Annotated in this window: 18 protein-coding genes, 1 tRNA gene and 1 other RNA gene; 10 read left to right on the top strand and 10 right to left on the bottom strand. The window is 64.1% G+C overall.

Annotated elements, in window-relative coordinates; all coding sequences use genetic code 11:
- The first annotated feature begins 19 nt into the window (after positions 1 to 19).
- The 3 genes from GRZ55_RS02450 (at position 20) to GRZ55_RS02440 (ending at position 2617) form a co-directional block, all read left to right on the top strand.
- On the top strand, positions 20 to 373 hold the full coding sequence (locus tag GRZ55_RS02450; protein WP_246734458.1) for a hypothetical protein: 354 nt from the start codon (positions 20 to 22) through the stop codon (positions 371 to 373).
- Positions 374 to 434: 61 nt separating this feature from the next.
- Positions 435 to 1784, top strand: a complete 1350-nt coding sequence (locus tag GRZ55_RS02445) for a hypothetical protein (protein WP_169285280.1) — start codon at positions 435 to 437, stop codon at positions 1782 to 1784.
- An 86-nt stretch (positions 1785 to 1870) separates the two neighbouring features.
- A complete protein-coding gene (locus GRZ55_RS02440) occupies positions 1871 to 2617 on the top strand; it encodes a hypothetical protein (RefSeq protein WP_169285567.1) in 747 nt (248 codons plus the stop codon).
- Positions 2618 to 2623: 6 nt separating this feature from the next.
- Here GRZ55_RS02440 and GRZ55_RS02435 read toward each other — a convergent pair whose 3' ends face one another.
- From GRZ55_RS02435 to ssrS, 8 genes are all read right to left on the bottom strand, one after another.
- Positions 2624 to 3817 carry a diguanylate cyclase gene (locus tag GRZ55_RS02435; protein ID WP_169285279.1) on the bottom strand — a complete coding sequence of 398 codons (1194 nt, stop codon included), beginning with the start codon at positions 3815 to 3817 and terminating at the stop codon, positions 2624 to 2626.
- 52 nt (positions 3818 to 3869) lie between these two features.
- The gene (locus tag GRZ55_RS02430) at positions 3870 to 5120 is read right to left on the bottom strand and encodes a GGDEF domain-containing protein (protein WP_169285278.1); all 1251 of its coding nucleotides are present in this window, start codon (positions 5118 to 5120) and stop codon (positions 3870 to 3872) included.
- Between the two features lie 102 nt (positions 5121 to 5222).
- A complete protein-coding gene (gene leuC, locus GRZ55_RS02425; protein ID WP_169285277.1) occupies positions 5223 to 6632 on the bottom strand; it encodes a 3-isopropylmalate dehydratase large subunit in 1410 nt (469 codons plus the stop codon).
- A 226-nt stretch (positions 6633 to 6858) separates the two neighbouring features.
- A complete protein-coding gene (locus tag GRZ55_RS02420; RefSeq protein WP_169285276.1) occupies positions 6859 to 7362 on the bottom strand; it encodes an MgtC/SapB family protein in 504 nt (167 codons plus the stop codon).
- Between the two features lie 59 nt (positions 7363 to 7421).
- Positions 7422 to 8057, bottom strand: a complete 636-nt coding sequence (locus tag GRZ55_RS02415; RefSeq protein ID WP_169285275.1) for a class I SAM-dependent methyltransferase — start codon at positions 8055 to 8057, stop codon at positions 7422 to 7424.
- 36 nt (positions 8058 to 8093) lie between these two features.
- The gene (locus GRZ55_RS02410; protein WP_169285274.1) at positions 8094 to 8918 is read right to left on the bottom strand and encodes a YmdB family metallophosphoesterase; all 825 of its coding nucleotides are present in this window, start codon (positions 8916 to 8918) and stop codon (positions 8094 to 8096) included.
- 9 nt (positions 8919 to 8927) lie between these two features.
- Positions 8928 to 9515, bottom strand: a complete 588-nt coding sequence (locus GRZ55_RS02405; protein ID WP_169285273.1) for a 5-formyltetrahydrofolate cyclo-ligase — start codon at positions 9513 to 9515, stop codon at positions 8928 to 8930.
- An 83-nt stretch (positions 9516 to 9598) separates the two neighbouring features.
- Positions 9599 to 9755: non-coding RNA, 6S RNA (gene ssrS / locus GRZ55_RS02400), on the bottom strand.
- Between the two features lie 115 nt (positions 9756 to 9870).
- Between ssrS and GRZ55_RS02395 the strand changes: the two genes are divergently transcribed.
- Genes GRZ55_RS02395 through GRZ55_RS02385 form a run of 3 tightly spaced genes read left to right on the top strand, consistent with a single transcriptional unit; the run spans position 9871 to position 12366 of the window.
- The gene (locus tag GRZ55_RS02395) at positions 9871 to 10710 is read left to right on the top strand and encodes a MoxR family ATPase (RefSeq protein WP_169285272.1); all 840 of its coding nucleotides are present in this window, start codon (positions 9871 to 9873) and stop codon (positions 10708 to 10710) included.
- 13 nt (positions 10711 to 10723) lie between these two features.
- Positions 10724 to 11170 (top strand): GNAT family N-acetyltransferase, encoded by a 447-nt coding sequence (locus GRZ55_RS02390; protein ID WP_169285566.1) that lies wholly within the window; start codon positions 10724 to 10726, stop codon positions 11168 to 11170.
- A gap of 5 nt (positions 11171 to 11175) precedes the next feature.
- Entirely contained in the window at positions 11176 to 12366 is a 1191-nt protein-coding gene (locus tag GRZ55_RS02385; RefSeq protein ID WP_169285271.1) for a VWA domain-containing protein, read from the top strand.
- Positions 12367 to 12370: 4 nt separating this feature from the next.
- On the opposite strand, the gene GRZ55_RS02380 is transcribed toward GRZ55_RS02385, so the two are convergent.
- Positions 12371 to 13471 carry a GTP-binding protein gene (locus GRZ55_RS02380; RefSeq protein ID WP_368856571.1) on the bottom strand — a complete coding sequence of 367 codons (1101 nt, stop codon included), beginning with the start codon at positions 13469 to 13471 and terminating at the stop codon, positions 12371 to 12373.
- A gap of 4 nt (positions 13472 to 13475) precedes the next feature.
- Positions 13476 to 14711, bottom strand: coding sequence for a D-alanyl-D-alanine carboxypeptidase family protein (locus tag GRZ55_RS02375; protein WP_169285269.1), 1236 nt, complete (start codon positions 14709 to 14711; stop codon positions 13476 to 13478).
- Between the two features lie 168 nt (positions 14712 to 14879).
- On the opposite strand from GRZ55_RS02375, the gene GRZ55_RS02370 reads away from it, so the two are divergent.
- The 4 genes from GRZ55_RS02370 (at position 14880) to trxA (ending at position 17803) form a co-directional block, all read left to right on the top strand.
- The gene (locus GRZ55_RS02370; protein ID WP_169285268.1) at positions 14880 to 16043 is read left to right on the top strand and encodes a M20 aminoacylase family protein; all 1164 of its coding nucleotides are present in this window, start codon (positions 14880 to 14882) and stop codon (positions 16041 to 16043) included.
- A 91-nt stretch (positions 16044 to 16134) separates the two neighbouring features.
- Positions 16135 to 16211, top strand: a tRNA-Arg gene (locus GRZ55_RS02365).
- Between the two features lie 51 nt (positions 16212 to 16262).
- Positions 16263 to 16760 carry a prolyl-tRNA synthetase associated domain-containing protein gene (locus tag GRZ55_RS02360; RefSeq protein WP_169285267.1) on the top strand — a complete coding sequence of 166 codons (498 nt, stop codon included), beginning with the start codon at positions 16263 to 16265 and terminating at the stop codon, positions 16758 to 16760.
- A gap of 80 nt (positions 16761 to 16840) precedes the next feature.
- Positions 16841 to 17803 carry a thioredoxin gene (gene trxA, locus GRZ55_RS02355; protein WP_169285266.1) on the top strand — a complete coding sequence of 321 codons (963 nt, stop codon included), beginning with the start codon at positions 16841 to 16843 and terminating at the stop codon, positions 17801 to 17803.
- Positions 17804 to 17878: the final 75 nt, after the last annotated feature.

Here is a 17878-nt window from a genome sequence, read left to right as displayed (position 1 = left end):
GCACGGAGGAATGCCCAGGATGATCGGAAAGCTGCCCGCCTTGAGCTTGGCCATTGCCGCCGCGCTCGCCATGGCTGCGCCCGCATCTGCCGGCGTCATCGAGCCTGGTGGAGAGCGCGTATTTGCCGACAGTTACGGCAACCTCATCATCCATAGCCGCGCGGGCTACAAGCGCATTGTGGTCGGTGCGGGCCACCGCGTCCCGCCGCAGGCCGCCGAGGCCGGGCCTCGTATCGTCTATCTGGACGAGCAGCCTTACCGCGTCCGCCACGTCTATCGCTGCTTCCGCGAGCCTGCCATCGTGCACGGTCGCAGCTACATGTACGGCCTCCCGGAGGGGGCTGTGCCCGTCATCGCGGGACCGTGCAGGTGAGCCGCAATGGCCCTCATTTGGTCACACTCATTAAGGCATTGGTAAGGAAAAGGACGACGCCATGAGCAATGCCTCTTCCGCCCGCCAGCTCAGGGAACACATCTCTTCGCTGAGCACCATGACGCGCTTTGTGTTGGCGACGCTCGCGCTTGCCAGCGGCGTCTATACCTATCTCGGCGTCCGCTCGCTGCTTGACGGCGATGCTGGTCTCGTCTTCTTCGCCGCCATCGTCTATTCGGCCGCGGTATCCGTGGGTATCTACGGATTCTGGACCTACATGATCCGGTTCCTGCCGGAGATGCGCGATGCCATGGCTCGCGTCTCGCTCTTCGTGGTCATGGCGATCGGGTCGTTGATGATCGTGGCGATGTCGTCCTGGCTGAATGCCGCCGCACTGGCCGGTTCGGCCGCGATCGAACAGCATCTGGCCAGCACGCAGGAAGGCTATACAGCTGATCTCGACCAGGCCCATTCCAACGCCCTTGCCGCCCTGTCGCTTCTGCCCGACATCCAGCGCGCTTCCGAGCGCTTCGCTCGGCTGGCCGAAGAGGAGCGCAACTCCGGCGCGCTGACCGGCTCGTCCGGCGCCGGTTCGGTGGTGCAGCTCCTGAGCCAGATGTCGGCGCAGATGCGCGAGCTGGAGGCCACGATCCAGGGCAACCGCGAAACCGTTCGCAGCCTGTTCGAGGAAGGCCAGGCGCATCTGGCCACCATGCGCGGCCTGGTGTCAGGCTCCGGGCCAGTGGCGCCGCGCGCCGACTCCTTCGGCGAGGAGGCGGTGGCCTTGTCGGGCGTCATTGCCTCGCTGGAGCAGACCTCGATCGCGCCTTCCGTCGCCCGCGCCGCGCAGGATCTTTCCGCCGGCTTCATCGCCCCGGTCGCCGATGGACGCAGCGCCGATCTGATGGGCCGCCAGGACCAGGTGATGGCAACCATTCGCAATTCCGTGGCAGCACAGTCGACGGCGCTGTCGGAGGCAGCGGCGGAGATCATGGCTCAGCCACGCGTGGGCGAAAGGCGATACGTGCCGCTCTCGGCTGCTGAAGCGGTGCTTTTATATGCCTCGAGCTTTCTGCCGAGCTGGGCCGGCGCCATCTCGATCGACCTCCTCCCTGGCGTGCTGGTCGCCATCATGGCCGTGGTCCACGCCACCATTCGCCGCAACGAGGAAGGCCTGCACGAGGCGGAGCGGATGACGGCGGCCGACCTGCTGCGCTCCTGGGAACTGCACGAGGCGATCGCTGCGCGTCGACAGGCGCCCGCGCCCACCGAGGCTGCGGCCCCGGCCCAGCCCGACACCGAGACACGGCCCGTTCCAGCGCATGCTGCGCCCAACCCGATGCCCGGCCATTCGACGGCGGAAAACGTCACCCCGCTGTCGCTGGGCGAAAGGAAGAGGCTCGACCCATGAGCAAGATCCCCGATCCGCATCCAGAAGAGCCGCCGCGCCGCAACGCTCTTCTGTCCTATTTCGAGCGCTTCGACGATGGCGAACTCATGCGCTGGTCGTTCCGTGGGCTTCTGGTCGGGGCGATCGCCGTGCTTGCCATCGACCTTTACGAGATGGTCGACCGCAATGGCGGGATTTGGCCGAGCGGAACCGGCGCCACGGAGGCTGTCACGGCTCCCGTCCTCCCGCCGGCGGTCGAGACGGGGTCGAGCGGTTTGCCTTCGGCGGACCCGCGCGAGCACCTGACGACGGATGACGGATTGCTGCGTGGACAGATACGGTTCGAACTCCTGCCTGGCGGCATTCTTCTCGCCGAAGGCAGTATCGAACAGGGCGCCGCCGCCCGCTTCCGCGCGGAAGTCGAGGCGCGCGGCGAATATGTTTCGACGGTTCGTCTCAATTCGCCCGGTGGGTCGCTCGAGGACGCGATGGCCATGGCGCGCCTGGTGCGCGAACGTGAATACAGGACGGAGGTTCTGGACGGCGCGCTGTGCGCATCTTCCTGCCCCCTCGTCTTCGCTGGAGGGGTAACGCGTGCGGCGGGCGAAAAGGCGGCGATCGGGCTGCACCAGTTCTACGCACCCTCCGGCAGTTCCACCGCACCCGCTCAGGCCATGTCCGATGCCCAGATCACGACCGCGCGCATTTCACGGCATCTGGGCGATATGGGTGTGGATGCGGCGGTCTGGCTGCATGCCCTCGATACGCCGCCTCGGCAGCTCTACTATCTGACACGCGAGGAAATGGCCCGCTACAGGCTGGTCACGTCCGCGCCTTCGATCGCCAGTCGTTGACGAAAGTCAGCTGACAACGCGTAGAGGGACCGGCCCGTCTGCGCGGACCGATGCCAGCCTCACGCAGTTGCGGCCAGCGCGCTTTGCCTCATAGAGGGCTGCATCCGCGCGTTCCATCAGCGCCGACGGCGTTTCGGGCCCATCGAGAGTGGCCACCCCGAAGCTCGCACTGAAGCGCTGTCCTTCCGGGAAGCCGTCGACCTGGGTTTCCCCGAACGCCGCACGCACGCTTTCGGCGAACAGCTGCGCTGTCGCCGCGTTGCAATGCGACAGCGCGACCGCATACTCCTCACCGCCGACGCGGCCGATGACGTGCAGCCCGGCGGAGGCCTCGCGCAAAATGTCGGCAAACGTTTCGATCACACGATCCCCGGCAGCGTGGCCGAACGTGTCGTTGATGGATTTGAAGCGGTCGAGATCAATGAACACCAGCGAGAGCGGGGGACCGCTGGACCCGCGCTTGGCCAGCATTTCGGCAAGCTTCTCCTCGAACCCGCGCCGGTTGAGCAACCCCGACAGGGGATCGGTAACGGAACGCCAGGTCACATCGCGTAGCAGGTCGCTGACCAGAAGCGCCATGAGGGTTAGCGCCGTCGCGAGCACGAAGACCGTGCCCATCGATTGCGAGAACATGGCATAGGCCGTGGCGATGTAATCCTGCGGCCTCGCGCCCGGGCCGCCCAGAAGGATGGACGCGAAGGGCTTGGAAAAATAGTGCAGCGACGTCATTCCCAGGAAGGACGCCAGCGCCAGGTCGATGAGTTTGCGACTCCGGCCCGACAGCACGATCCAGGCACCCGCCGCCTGCATGGCGAAGAAGGGCGTCTGGTAGAGAAAGTTCCGCACCATGGAGTCCCGCGGCATACCCGCCGTAACCGCAAAGACGCCCACGCTCAGCACGAACGCGATGCCTAGGAACAGGAGGGGAGGGCGAACCTTGTAGCGGCTTGCAATGCCTATGTTGAGCAGCGCCAGCGCCACGACCATCGAAGACGATGACAGTATGCTCACCGGGGTGGCATCGACGAGGAACGGAATTATGAACTCGCCGACGATATAGGCGACGCCGAAGCCATAAGCGCCAGCGAACCAGCGCGCCGATACCAGCCGACGGTCGTAAAGCGCGAGCACAAGGAAAAAGGCGGTCAGAAGACCGCCAACCATGAGATTGACGAACAGGATTACACTGGCGCCACTCATCTGCGTCCCCCGACCTCGTCAAGAAACCTAGGCGTAACCTCCGAAGAAGTGGTTAATCGCCCGGTTGCGCGGCGGCCGACGAACCATCGCGCATCAAGGGTCGGCGACCTGTTTTGTTGTCGGCGGCGACGGCGCCGTCATCCGTGTGGGTGCACACCACGACGCGGTCGCGCCCTTCCTCCTTGGCCCGATACAATGCTCTGTCCGCCCGCTTCAACAGATCCTCCCAATCCTCCCCCGGCTGCAGAACCGCGACACCGAAACTGGCCGTCAGTGTATGGCCGACAGGCAGGCCAGGGATGACCAGTCCAGCGAAATTTGTTCGAAGCCCCTCCGCAAAGAGCCGCGCCATGCGGATATCGGCGCCGCGCAGCAGGATTGCGAATTCCTCGCCTCCCATTCGCCCTGCGACGTGCTCGCCGCCCATCACCTGGCGCAGACAGTTGGAGAAGCTGACGATCGCACTGTCACCGACTGCATGGCCAAAACGATCGTTCACCTCCTTGAAGCGGTCGAGATCCGCGACGACGAGCGCAAGCGGCATGGCTTTCGCGCGCGCGTCGTTGAGGGCCTCTTCCAGCCGCTTGTTGAAGCCGCGACGGTTGAGCAGCCCGGACAATGGATCCGTGAAGGATTCTGTCCGCAGTTCCTCCTGCAGGTCGACCGCGATGGCCGCCACGATCACCACGGCGAAGATGAGCAGGAAGAAGGCGATCGAGAACGTCAATGTGGCCCAATAGAGCGTGGCGAAAAAGTTGGCGTCGGCAATCTCGTCTGCCTCGTAGAGCACCGCCAACACGGTGCGCAGGAAAAACTGGACGCCCCAGGCCGCAAAGAACCAGAAAAGGAAGCGATCGACCGGCTTTCGACTGCCTGTCTTCGCGAGCTCCGCAACCAGGAGCAGGACGAGAAAGCCGCCGCCAAAATTGATGGTCACGACGCGTGCGACCGTCAGGGGCTCGATCAGGAGGTACCATAGATAGACGGCAAGCGTCGCACCGACGATCGCGAGGATCCTGACGAGCGGCGGCTTCCTCTCGACGCGACCGAGAACGCCCAGAACCAGTGTCGCGGTCCCGAACATTAGCAGGCTATTGGCCAGCAGGCGTAGCGCCGGACCGCCCGACTGGACGGCGAGGAACTGCAGCGCGAACCCGGCCGCCAGAAAGGCAAAGGCTGCGCTCAGGACCGCGATATAGCTGCGCTGGCGTTGGTTGTTCCAGAACACCAGCAGCGCCGTCGCGAGGATCGCGCAGACCGCCGGATTAATGAGTGCAATGATGGTGATGGTGTCGGTGGCCAAACCAAGTCCGCCTTTGGGATAGGCGGCTAGACTACCGGCCAAGCGCAAAAAAGGGGTTAAGGGAGCCGGGCAATGCCGGCCCCCGAAACGGGCAGGGCAGCTTCAGCGCCAGTCGCGGATGTCGACGAACTTGCCTGCTATCGCAGCTGCCGCCGCCATGGCCGGCGAAACCAGATGCGTGCGACCCTTGAAGCCCTGCCGGCCCTCGAAATTGCGGTTCGAGGTCGAAGCGCAGCGCTCGCCGGGCTTCAGCCGATCGTCGTTCATCGCCAGACACATCGAGCAGCCCGGCTCGCGCCAGTCGAAACCGGCCTCGATGAAGATCTTGTCGAGACCTTCTGCTTCGGCCTGTTCCTTTACCAGGCCCGAGCCAGGCACGATCATGGCGCTCACCCGCTCTGCGACCTTGCGACCCTTCGCCACCTCGGCAGCGGCCCGCAGATCCTCGATACGGCCATTTGTACAGGAGCCGATGAAAACCCGGTCGAGCTCGATGTCGGTGATCTTCGTTCCGGGGGTCAGGCCCATATATTCGAGCGCCCGCCTCTTCGACGCGCGCTTGTTCTCTTCCGGGATCAATTCGGGATCCGGAACGACGCCTGTGACCGCGATCACGTCCTCGGGCGATGATCCCCAGGAAACGATGGGCGGCAGATTGGCCGCGTCGAGCACCACGGTGCGGTCGAAGTGCGCGCCCTCGTCGGTCTTCAGCGTCCGCCAGTATTCGAGTGCCATGTCCCAGGCCTTGCCCTTGGGCGCGCGTGGCTTGTCCTTGACGTAGGCGAAAGTCACCTCGTCGGGCGCGATCAGTCCGGCGCGGGCCCCGCCTTCGATGGTCATGTTGCAGACCGTCATGCGGCCTTCCATGGAGAGCGACCGGATCGCCTCGCCGGCAAACTCGATGACATGGCCGGTGCCGCCGGCGGTTCCGATTTCCCCGATGATGGCGAGGATGATGTCCTTGGCGGTGACGCCTGGCGGAAGTTGGCCGTCGACACGCACCAGCATGTTTTTGGCCTTGCGCTGGATCAGCGTCTGGGTCGCCAGCACGTGCTCGACCTCGGAAGTGCCGATGCCGTGGGCCAGCGCGCCAAAGGCGCCATGGGTCGATGTGTGGCTGTCGCCACACACGATCGTCATGCCAGGCAGGGTGAAGCCCTGCTCAGGACCGATGATGTGGACGATGCCCTGGCGGCGATCCTTTTCGGAATAATATTCGACGCCGAAATCGGCGGCGTTTTTCGCCAGCGCCTCGACCTGGATGCGACTTTCCTCGTTCTTGATGCCGAGAGCTCGATCCGGCGAGGTCGGCACGTTGTGATCGACCACGGCGAGGGTCTTCTCCGGCTGGCGAACCTGACGGCCCGCCATGCGCAGTCCCTCGAAGGCCTGTGGGCTGGTAACCTCATGCACGAGGTGGCGATCGATGTAGAGAAGGCACGTGCCGTCGTCCTGACGGTCGACCACATGCTCGTCGAAAATCTTGTCGTAAAGGGTGCGCGGTGCGCTCATGGTTCTGTTCCCGAACTGGTACTTGGAGTTGGCTGTGCCGGGCTCACGCCGCCGGCCGGCGCCTACATCAGCCGAGTCGGCTGGTCGGCGCGCCCACGAGCCGCGCGAAGAAGCGGCCGGGCAGCCGCTTGCGGTCCTGCAGCACGAATGCTTGTTGCGCGTCCATGAGCGTCATATCGTTCATCCGCGCTCAATATCAATCTTTCACGCGCCGGGCAACGCGCTCTCACTCGCGCTCTCGATCCTTGCGCTCGTCTTCTGCGCGCTTGGGCGCCTCGATACCGCTCATCAATCCTAACACGACGAGCGCCAGAAAGCTTGAGAAGATGGCGACTTGCCAGAGTCCGAGGCCGCCGGCCAGGCCGATTGCCCCGGCGAGCCAGAGCCCTGCACCGGTGGTTAGTCCCTTGACGCGGCCGCGCGCGAAGATGATCGAGCCGGCAGCGAGGAAGGCGACGCCCGCCGTGATGGCCTCGATGATGCGCGTGGGATCGAGGCGGGCCGAATCCTCGTCGAATTGGGGGCTGTGCAATATCTCGATGCCGAGCACGGCAAAGGAGGCCGACGCGAGCGACACCAACATATGCGTCCGCAGCCCGGCAGGGTGATGGCGCCATTCCCGCTCAAAGCCAATGGCGGCTCCGAGCACCGCCGCAAGCAACAGTCTGGCCGCGATCACGGGGAAGGGCAGCCAGGTCGTGTGAGAAAAGTCTGCGATGACGTCGTTCACGAAGCAGATTCCGGTGAAACTTTCGTGATTACGCGAATCTGCCTCGGAGGTTCCCGCCTCTACAGAATTTCGAACACGAAGGCCGAATTCATCGCTTGCGGCTCGGCCAGCACGAAAGGACGGAAAGGCCCGCTTTCCTCGACGAGACGCCAGCGGCCATCGCGCACAAGTGCGTCCATTTTGGCTGGAAACGCGTCGCCCTCCAGCAATTTGTCGCGGACCGTGAAAATGGCATGGCCGCCAGGCCGGGTAATGCGCACCAGTTCGTCCAGGCTCGAGGCGGGCGCGTGTCCGAGCGTGAAGACGCCCGTCGACAGGAAGCAAGCGAAATGGTTGTCCGGCCAGGGCAGCACTTGCCCGAGCTCCCCCTGCCGCAGATCGGAATAGCAGCCCCGCGACGCGGCGATGTCGAGCATTTCCTGCGACAGGTCCAGCCCGGCGAGGTCACCATATCCGAGCGAAGCGAGAAGCGGGCCGCTCAGTCCGGTCCCACAGCCGGCATCGAGAAGGATGCCGGCGTCTTTGGGCACATGCCGTGCCACCCAGGCCGTTATTGCGAAAGGCAGGCAGTAGCCGAGTTCGATGGTCTCGCGGTCATAGGCGGCCGCCCAATCCGCATAGCCGTCGGCAAGCTCCTCGGGATTGGTCGCGGCATAGACGCGATCGAGCGCACGCTGCTGCTCGTTCTGGCTCATGACTCTCTCCTTGATTCTTGCCCCGGCGGGACCGGCTCACGCCCAGAATGACGGAACAGTCTCTTCCAGCCGGGGGCCGAGCCTCAACGGCGCGATCTTCTCGGTCAGCCCGGTGCGGTCGGAAATGTCCAGGCCCAGCCCGCAGATGGTGGCAGGGCCGCTGGCCGCCTCGAAACGGTTTCTCGGCACCTTGGAAAGGAAGCGGTTGAGCGGTTCTTCCTTGTCCATACCGAGCGACGAATTGTAGTCCCCGCACATCCCGGCATCGGAAATGTAGCCGGTGCCTCCGTCGAGGATCTGATGGTCGGCGGTCGGCTGATGGGTATGGGTGCCGATGACCGCGCTGACTCGCCCGTCGACGAAATGGCCGAAGCACATCTTCTCCGAAGTCGCCTCGGCGTGGAAATCGACGATGGCAGCATCGACCGCGTCGCCCATGGGACTGTCGGTCAGCATTTTCTCCGCCGCTGCGAAGGGGTCGTCCAGGTCGGGATGCATGAAGACCCGACCCATGATGTTGGAAACGAGAATGCGCGCACCGTTCCTGGCCTGGTAAACACCGATGCCGTGGCCCGGCGTGCCGGCAGGAAAGTTGAGCGGCCGCAGGAAGCGGTCTTCCCTCGAAGCGAATACGAGCGCCTCGCGCTGGTCCCAGACATGGTTGCCGGTGGTCACCACGTCGGCCCCGGCATCGAGCGTGTTCTGATAGATCTCCTGGGTGATGCCGAAGCCCCCGGCCGCGTTCTCGCCATTGACGATGACGAAGTCCAGCCCAAGATCGGAGATGAGCGCAGGCAGACGCTCCCAGACCGCCGTGCGGCCGGTGCGGCCCACCATGTCACCCAGAAAGAGAACTCTCATGCGCCTGCTTTAACCCTTCGCCCCGAAGCGCCGCAAGCCGGTTTCGGTGAGCAGGCCCGGCAGCGGGATGTCGTGCGCCTCGACGGGAACATGCGCGACCTCCTGGCAGTCGAAGGCGATGCCGAGGAGGCGCGGGTGCAGGCCCCTGGCGTGAAGGCGGGCGATGGCGCGGTCATAATACCCGCCACCATAGCCGATCCGCTGCCCCTCACCATCGAAGGCCGCCAGCGGCACGAGCATGATCGTGGGATCGAGCACTGCGGCCTCCTCGCCGGGCCCGACGGTGCCAAATCCCATGTCGACCATCTCGGCGCCGCGCACCAGTTCGCGAAAGACAATGGTTTCCTTGTCGAGGATGGCTGGCAGGCAGAGTCTGGCGCCCCTTTCCCGCAGAGCATACATCAGCGGCCTGGCGTCGACCTCCGAGCGCATCGGCCAGAAGCCGGAAACGATGTCGCCGGGATCGCAATCCATCGCCGCGCCGACTTCGGCGATCCGCAGGGATGCCTCGACGCGGTACTGAGGATCAAGACCGTCGCGTCTTGCAAGCGCGTCGTCGCGCAAGCGCTTCTTGTCGTCTGTGACGGGGTGGCTCATCGGCGGCTCCATTTTGGAACGGCGCCAGGCATGCCCTATGCGGGGCGCCGCTTCAAGCGGGGAAGCGCAAGCCGGACGGGAAGGAACGATCCACGACGACCGATGGAGAGATTGATCCTGGGTGCCTACAAAGTAGGTGGGCGCCGTGTGAAAGGACCCACGGGTCCTCCCAGGGACAGCTCCCTATGGATCAATAAGGCCCCAGGGAAGTGTTACTCCTGTCGTGAAGCGCAGATCGCAGGAACGAATATAGTCCCGACAGCGTCGCCCCGCCAGTGGCATTGCGCCTTGCCATGCAGGAATGGCCTCCTTAGTTTCGGCACCAATCGACGACACCTCCCAAGGGATTGACCGAATGCGCTTCGAAGGAACGGCGACCTACGTCGCCGACAAGGACCTGATGGTGGCCGTCAACGCGGCGATCGCGCTGGAACGCCCATTGCTGGTCAAGGGCGAACCGGGTACCGGAAAGACAGAACTCGCGCGCCAGGTCGCGTCCGCACTGGGGCTCGATCTGATCGAATGGCACGTCAAGTCGACCACACGGGCCCAGCAGGGGCTCTACGAATATGACGCAGTGACCCGCCTGCGCGACAGCCAGCTCGGCGACGAGCGCTTCAACGACATCAAGAACTACATCAAGCGCGGCAAGCTGTGGGAATCCTTCTCGGCCGGCAGGAAGACGGTTCTCCTGATCGACGAGATCGACAAGGCCGACATCGAGTTCCCCAACGATCTCCTGCAGGAACTCGATCGCATGGAGTTTTTCGTCTATGAGACCGGCGAGACGATCCGCGCCGAACAGCGCCCGGTCGTCATCATCACCTCCAACAACGAGAAGGAACTGCCGGACGCCTTCCTGCGCCGCTGCTTCTTCCACTATATCCGCTTTCCCGACATCGAGACGCTGCAGGCCATTGTCGACGTGCACTATCCCGGCATCAAGCAGAACCTCGTGCGCGCCGCACTCACCCAGTTCTATGAAATCCGCGACGTGCCGGGGCTGAAGAAGAAGCCCTCGACATCCGAAGCGCTCGACTGGATCAGGCTGCTGGTGGCCGAGGACGTTGCGCCCGAGGACCTCCGTGCCGACCCGAAGAACGCGCTGCCCAAGCTTCACGGCGCGCTTCTGAAGAACGAGCAGGACGTGCATCTGTTCGAGCGGCTGGCCTTCATGGCGCGGCGCCAGGGATAAGGCAGTGAGCGCAATGGCCGGGATCACGATCCGTGCGCTTGAAAAGGCCGACCACGCCGAATGGCGACGGCTGTGGACGGCCTATCTGGATTTCTACGAGAGTTGCGTTTCCGAAGAGGTTTACGCGACGACCTGGGCACGGCTCTTCGACAGCGGCCATTTCGAACCGAAGGGCATGATCGCCCTGGTCGACGGAAAACCGGTCGGTCTGGTTCACTACATCATGCACCGGACCTGCTGGGCGGTTGGCGACAATTGCTATCTGCAGGACCTCTATGCCGATCCCGAGGTCCGTGGCACGGGCATCGGGCGCGCATTGATCGAGGCCGTCTATGCCGAGGCAGACGCCGCAGGTGCAGCCAATGTCTACTGGATGACACAGGACTTCAATGATACCGCGCGACGGCTTTATGATCGGGTCGCGAGATTGACCCCGTTCATCAAGTACCAGCGGAACTGATACGCATGTTCCTCCCCTTCTTCCTCGAGCTGAAAGCAGCCAAGGTTCCGGTTTCGCTGCGGGAATACCTGTCGCTGCTGGAAGGCATGGAAGCCGGGCTCGTCACCTACGACGTGGAAGGCTTCTATTATCTGGCCCGAGCCTTGTTGGTGAAGGACGAGCGCCACATTGACCGGTTCGACCAGGTTTTTTCGCACGTCTTCAAGGGCCTGGAGGCCGTCTCCGGCGAAGGGGCCGTCGATGTCGCGAACCTGCCTGAAGAATGGCTGCGCCGACTGACCGAAAAGCACCTGAGTGACGAGGAAAAGAAGCTGGTCGAGTCGCTTGGCGGCTTCGAGAAACTGATCGAGACGCTGAAGAAGCGGCTGGAGGAACAGAAGGGCCGCCACCAGGGTGGATCCAAATGGATTGGCACCGCCGGCACCTCGCCCTTCGGCGCCTATGGCTACAATCCCGAGGGCGTGCGCATCGGGCAAGCCGAGAGCCGTCACCGGCGTGCGGTCAAGGTCTGGGACAAGCGCGAGTTCAGGAACTTCGACGATTCGGTCGAGATCGGAACGCGCAACATCAAGGTGGCGCTCAAGCGGCTGCGGCGCTGGGTGCGCGAGGGCGCGGAGGAGGAGTTCGACCTGCCCGAGACCATCCGCTCGACCGCCGAGCACGGCTATCTCGACGTCAGGACGCGGCCGGAACGCCGCAACTCGGTCAAGCTGCTGATGTTTTTCGATGTCGGCGGCTCGATGGACGACCACATCCGCGTGGTCGAGGAACTGTTCTCGGCCGCGCGCATGGAATTCCGGCAGATGGAGTATTTCTACTTCCATAACTGCCTCTACGAGGGTGTGTGGAAAGACAACCGGCGCCGTCATGCCGAGGTCATCCCGACCCTCGATGTGCTTCACAAATACGGGTCGGACTACAAGGCGGTCTTCGTCGGCGACGCCTCGATGAGCCCTTACGAGATCGCCTATGCGGGCGGTTCGGTCGAGCACTGGAACAAGGAACCGGGAGCGGCCTGGATAGAGCGCGCCACGCGGCAATGGCCGAATGCGGTGTGGATCAATCCGGTTCCGCAGAAGCAATGGGGCTACACCCATTCGATCCAGATGATCCGCGACCTTTTTTCCGACCGCATGTATCCGTTGACGCTGTCGGGCCTCGACGCGGCGACGCGGGAACTATCACGCAAGCATTGAAGCCTCAGCGGCCCGGAAACCCTGGCACGGCGAGTGGGTTGGCTTCGAGGGCCGCACGGTCCGGCGTATCGATGGACGGCTTCCCGACAAAGGCGGAAAACAGCCGCTCCACGTGGTCGCGGTCGAGATCCATGCCGATCAGCACAAGCCGCGCACCCCGCGGTCCGACTGGCCAGGAAGGCAGACGAGCAGGCGGATGGATGAAGCGGCCGACGCCGTGGATGACCAACGGCCGCTCGGGATCCTCTGCCAGTTCCACCACCCCCTTCATGCGCAAGAGGCTGTCGCCATGGGTGGACCGCACGAGATCCAGAAACATCTCGATGGTGGATAACGTCAGCGCCTTGTCATGGACGAGCGAGAAGGACGTGATGCGGTCATCATGGTGGTGATGATGGTGCCCGTGGTCGTCATGGTGATGCCCGTGATCATGATGGTCATGGTTATCCTCTTCGCCCAGCCATGCCGCGAGGCGGGCCTGACGGGGTGCCGGATCGTGCAGCCCCGCCTCGACCAGCTCTCGAACCGCGGCATCGGCAGCCATGACCGTTTCGGCGCGCGGATTGAGTGTTTTCAGCCGTGCAAGCAGTTCACCGCTCGCCGGCGCGATGTCGGATTTTGTCAGCACGATGCGGTCCGCGACGGCCACCTGGCGCACGGCCTCCTCGTGGCCCGTCAAGGCAGTCTCTCCATTCAGCGCGTCGACGGTGGCCACCACACCCGACAGACGCAGGGCGGCAGCCAGCGCAGGGTGGCCGAGGATCGACTGCAGCACCGGCACGGGGTCTGCCAGTCCGGTGGTCTCGATGATGATCCGCTTGAGCGGCGGGATTCGGCCGGTCTGCATGCGGTCGATCAGGTCAGCCAGCGTGTCGACGAGTTCGCCGCGCACCGTGCAGCACAGGCAGCCATCGGAGAGTTCGATCACGCCGTCCACCGCCTGCTCGACCAGCAGATGGTCGATCCCCACCTCGCCGAATTCGTTGACGATGACGGCAGTTCCCTCCATTCCGGGAGCCTTCAGGAGGCGGTTGAGCAGGGTGGTCTTGCCGGAGCCAAGAAAGCCGGTCAGAACCGCGACGGCGACGGGTTCGAAATACTGCACGGTTTCAGCCTCCCTCGGCATCCGCCCGCGACTCGGAGCGGCGGTCGGGCCGCGCCAACGGGATCGGGGGGACCGGCTCGCCGGCGCCTGGACGCACGGCCTGCTGTTCGGAATCACCGCTCGCTTCCCCGACAGAGGCGCTCACTGCCTCGGTAGCGGCTTCCATCGCGCCGCCTTCCGGCCGGAATTTCGGCAAGGGTACGTTGGCGAAGCGGCGCATGACGGGGCCTTCCGTTCCGCCGAGACTGATCTCGACTGCCTCGCGATCGCGCGTCAGTTCGGCGATGTGCGAGGAGAGATAGACCGGACGCCCTTCCTCGCCGCGACGTTCCATCCGCTTCTTGTGGGCCTCCTCGGTGCACACGATGGGACGCATGTTGGGGGCCGCCTCCGGCACCGGGCCATCGGGCGCGAGATTCCAGATCAGCGGCGCCTCGGACGCATCGATGCCGAAGCCGCGTGCAAGTAGGTCGGCCGCCGTATCGGCGCGCTCGTCGGGGGAGAAGGCACCGAGCACCACCGCAAGCATGGTCCGCTCGCCGCGCGTCGCCGTTGCCGTCAGATTGAACCCGGAAGGGCAAGTATAACCCGTCTTCATGCCGTCGGCGCCCACGAAGCGGGCGATGAGATCGTTGTGGTTGGGCATGATGTTGGCGCCTTGGCTAAGCGCCTCCATGGAGAAAAAATGCGCGTGTTCGGGAAAATCGCGCCGGATCGCCATGGCCAGCAAAGCCTGATCGCGCGCGGTTGTGTATTGGCGGTCGGAGTGTAACCCGTGGGCATTGGCATATTGCGTCCCGGTCATGCCGAGACGCCGTGCTTCGGCGTTCATCCGGGCTGCAAAAGCTTCTTCGGACCCCCCGATATTCTCGGCGATCGCGGTTGCCACGTCATTTGCCGAGCGCACCATGAGGATGCGGATCGCGGTGTCGACGCGCAGAAGCGCGCCCGGCGGGTAACCCATCTTGGACGGAGGTTCCTGGGCAGCGCGCGCCGTCATCTCGATTGGTGAATCGAAGTCAATCTCGCCGGCCTCGATCGCCCGGAACACGACATAGGTGGTCATCAGCTTGGTCAGGGACGCCGGGAACCAGGGCCGCATGGCGTCTTCCTGCGCCAGTACACGCCCATCTTTCAGATCGACCAGGATGGTGGGAGCCGCTGCCGTGGGCCCCGCAGCGAGAAGCGCGGCTGCTATCAGGGCCGATCGAATGCCGAACAGGATCTTCGCCAGTGCCATCCAAATCACCTCTTGCCGTCATGGTGCGGGCGTCGTTAATCTCGCAGGACCGAATGGTGGTCAGCGTCGCCCGACGCCGGTCGCCTAGTTATCCCATGTGACGCCATCATGGCAAAGAGCGTGCGATCACGCTCGCGTAAGACGGCCGTCCGCAAGCTGGAATCCCCAATGCCGATTTTGAACCGTGCCGCCGAACTGCAGGATGAAGTCGCCGAGTGGCGCCAGCACATCCATCGCCATCCCGAACTCGGCTACCAGGAGCACGAGACTTCGGCATTTGTGGCGGAAAAGCTGCGCGCGTTCGGTTGCGACGATGTGGTCACCGGAATGGGCAGAACAGGTGTGGTCGGCATCATCCGCGGCTCGCGCGGCGTCGGTCCGACGATCGGCCTTCGCGCCGACATGGACGCGCTGCCGATCACCGAACTCTCGGGCAAGCCCTATGCATCGTCGGTGCCCGGCAAGATGCATGCCTGCGGGCATGATGGCCACACGGCCATGCTGCTCGGCGCTGCGAAATATCTGGCCGAGACGCGCAACTTCGCCGGCTCCGTCGCAGTCATCTTCCAGCCGGCGGAGGAAGGCGGCGGCGGCGGACTGGCCATGGTCCAGGACGGGCTGATGGAGCGCTTTGGCATCCAGAGCGTCTTTGGCATGCACAATCTGCCAGGCAGGCCCGTGGGCCATTTTGCCTTGCGCCCCGGCGCCATTATGGCCGCGACCGCCGAGTTCAAGGTCAAGGTGACCGGCAGGGGCGGCCACGCGGCCATGCCCCATGAGACCGTCGATCCGATCGTGGCCGCCAGTCAGATGGTCGCCGCCCTCCAGACCATCACCTCGCGCAATCTGGATCCCGTCGCCTCGCTCGTCATCTCGGTGACCAAGTTCAATGCCGGCCATGCCTATAACGTGATCCCCGATACGGCCGAATTCGCGGGCACGATCCGCTCGCTGGATGATGCGGTCGGTGCCAAGGCGCGCGAACGCCTGACGGCGATTTGCCAGGGCATTGCGGCTGCGGCCGGCGCCATGGTGGAGGTGGAAATCGACGTGAACTATCCCGTCACCTTCAATCACGAGGCCGAAGCAGCCCTTGCGCTGTCGGTCGCCGCGGCCATTTCGGGCGCCGACGCCGCAGATGGCGATCTTCCACCCATGATGGGCGGCGAGGATTTTTCCTACATGCTGCAGAAGCGGCCGGGGGCGATGATCTTCCTCGGCAATGGCAATACGGCGTCCCTTCACAACCCCGCCTACGACTTCAACGACGAGATCATCCCGACGGGCATTTCATATTGGGTCAAGCTCGCCGAAACCACGCTTGCCGCCTGAGCGGCTGGCGAGCTATTGGCGAAGCTAGGCGAAGCGTTTATGTACATGCCGCTCCGTTCAATGACTGGCCGGAGCCAGGCCATGGCCGATCGGCCCCGTAGCTCAGTAGGATAGAGCACAGGATTCCTAATCCTGGGGTCGCAGGTTCGAATCCTGCCGGGGTCGCCAACATACTCACCGCTGCGTTCGTCCGGCGGTCTTCACCCGCGGAGGAGCGACATGGATGAGGCGGCGAGCAATCTCTTCCGGTTTCTGGAAGAACTGGGCATCGAAACGACCACGGTTACCCATCCGCCGCTCTACACCGTCGAGCAATCCCAGGCATTGCGCGGGCAGATATCCGGTGCACACACGAAGAACCTGTTTCTGCGCGACCGCAAGGATGCCCACTTCCTTGTAACCGTCGAGGAACGCGCGGAAATCGATCTCAAGCGCATTCATACGCTGATCGGTGCGTCGGGCCGCGTTTCTTTCGGCAAGCCCGAGATGTTGATGGAATATCTCGGTGTCGTGCCGGGCGCCGTCACGGCCTTCGGTCTCCTCAACGACAGGCAGGGCAAGGTGCGCTTCGTTCTCGACGCTGCGTTGGCCGAAGCCGATACGGTCAACGCGCATCCCCTGACCAACGAGGCAACGACCTCGATTGCCAGCGCCGACCTCTTGCGCTTCGTCAAGGCGACCGGGCATGAACCCCTTATCTTGAACATTTCGTCGTGATAGCCACTTGAGCGACATGAACGGGCGGTCGCCGCAGCGCGAGCTTCGCTGAATGGCATGTTTTTGAGACGAGGAAAGCGATGAGTGACATCCAGAACCCCTTCGGCGGCGCAGGCGGAGGATACGCGCAGGCGGTCAATTTCGGTTCCCCCGACCAACCGGCCGGCGAGAGCGCGGACCTCATCAAGGACACCAGCACGGCGGGATTCCCGACTGACGTCATCCAGGAATCGCGGAAACAGCCGGTGTTGGTCGACTTCTGGGCACCATGGTGCGGTCCGTGCAAGCAGCTCACCCCCATTATCGAGGGCGCGGTCCGCGCGGCCGGCGGCAAGGTCAAGCTGGTTAAGATGAACATCGACGACCATCCGACGATCCCCGGTCAGTTGGGCATCCAGTCCATTCCCGCCGTGATCGCCTTCGTGGACGGCAAGCCGGTCGATGGCTTCATGGGCGCGCAGCCGGAATCGAAGATCAACGAATTCATCGAAAAGCTGACCAGCGACGACCGCGAAGCGCAGATCGAGGCCGCGCTGGAGATGGCCGCCCAGGCGCGCGAGGCGGGCGACCCGCAACAGGCGGCCCAGATATACGCCGCCATCGTGCAGCAGGACGCCAGGAATGCCCCGGCCCTGGGAGGGCTGGCCGACATCCTCTTCGAGGCCGGGCAGGCCGACCAGGCCCGCGAGGTGCTCGGGCGCGTGCCGGAAGAAGGCAGGACCAACCCCGCCGTCGTGGCGGTGGAGGCCAAGATGGCGCTCGCCGAACAGGTTGCCGCGTTGGGCGATCCCGCGGAATTGCAACGCCGTCTCGACGCCGATCCGAAAGACCACCAGGCTCGCTTCGATCTCGCCATGATCCAGAATGCCCGCGGCGAGCGCGAAGCCGCCGCCGACAACCTTCTCGCGATCGTGAAGACGGACCGGGAATGGAAGGACGATGGCGCGCGCGCCCAGCTTCTGCAGTTCTTCGAGGCCTGGGGACCGACCGATGAGGCCACCCTGGCGGCCCGGAGAAGGCTGTCCTCGCTTCTGTTCTCGTGAGACAAGCCGCGCCTGCCTATTGAGTTTCGCGTTCCGTGCGCCAGATTCTGGCGTTGATCGGGTCGATGGAGCAGT

The sequence above is a fragment of the Chelativorans sp. ZYF759 genome, from assembly GCF_012911015.1.
GTDB lineage: Bacteria > Pseudomonadota > Alphaproteobacteria > Rhizobiales > Rhizobiaceae > ZYF759.
Note: the sequence above shows the minus strand (reverse complement) of the source record. Positions and strands in the feature narration are given on the sequence as shown.

Excerpts from the sequence above, each read along its gene's own strand:
- GRZ55_RS02450 (WP_246734458.1), top strand. The coding sequence starts at position 20 with ATGATCGGAAAGCTGCCCGCCTTGAGCTTGGCCATTGCCGCCGCGCTC.
- GRZ55_RS02445 (WP_169285280.1), top strand. The coding sequence starts at position 435 with ATGAGCAATGCCTCTTCCGCCCGCCAGCTCAGGGAACACATCTCTTCG.
- GRZ55_RS02440 (WP_169285567.1), top strand. The coding sequence starts at position 1,871 with ATGCGCTGGTCGTTCCGTGGGCTTCTGGTCGGGGCGATCGCCGTGCTT.
- GRZ55_RS02435 (WP_169285279.1), bottom strand. The coding sequence starts at position 3,817 with ATGAGTGGCGCCAGTGTAATCCTGTTCGTCAATCTCATGGTTGGCGGT.
- leuC (WP_169285277.1), bottom strand. The coding sequence starts at position 6,632 with ATGAGCGCACCGCGCACCCTTTACGACAAGATTTTCGACGAGCATGTG.
- GRZ55_RS02415 (WP_169285275.1), bottom strand. The coding sequence starts at position 8,057 with ATGAGCCAGAACGAGCAGCAGCGTGCGCTCGATCGCGTCTATGCCGCG.
- GRZ55_RS02410 (WP_169285274.1), bottom strand. The coding sequence starts at position 8,918 with ATGAGAGTTCTCTTTCTGGGTGACATGGTGGGCCGCACCGGCCGCACG.
- GRZ55_RS02405 (WP_169285273.1), bottom strand. The coding sequence starts at position 9,515 with ATGAGCCACCCCGTCACAGACGACAAGAAGCGCTTGCGCGACGACGCG.
- GRZ55_RS02395 (WP_169285272.1), top strand. The coding sequence starts at position 9,871 with ATGCGCTTCGAAGGAACGGCGACCTACGTCGCCGACAAGGACCTGATG.
- GRZ55_RS02390 (WP_169285566.1), top strand. The coding sequence starts at position 10,724 with ATGGCCGGGATCACGATCCGTGCGCTTGAAAAGGCCGACCACGCCGAA.
- GRZ55_RS02385 (WP_169285271.1), top strand. The coding sequence starts at position 11,176 with ATGTTCCTCCCCTTCTTCCTCGAGCTGAAAGCAGCCAAGGTTCCGGTT.
- GRZ55_RS02375 (WP_169285269.1), bottom strand. The coding sequence starts at position 14,711 with ATGGCACTGGCGAAGATCCTGTTCGGCATTCGATCGGCCCTGATAGCA.
- GRZ55_RS02370 (WP_169285268.1), top strand. The coding sequence starts at position 14,880 with ATGCCGATTTTGAACCGTGCCGCCGAACTGCAGGATGAAGTCGCCGAG.
- GRZ55_RS02360 (WP_169285267.1), top strand. The coding sequence starts at position 16,263 with ATGGATGAGGCGGCGAGCAATCTCTTCCGGTTTCTGGAAGAACTGGGC.
- trxA (WP_169285266.1), top strand. The coding sequence starts at position 16,841 with ATGAGTGACATCCAGAACCCCTTCGGCGGCGCAGGCGGAGGATACGCG.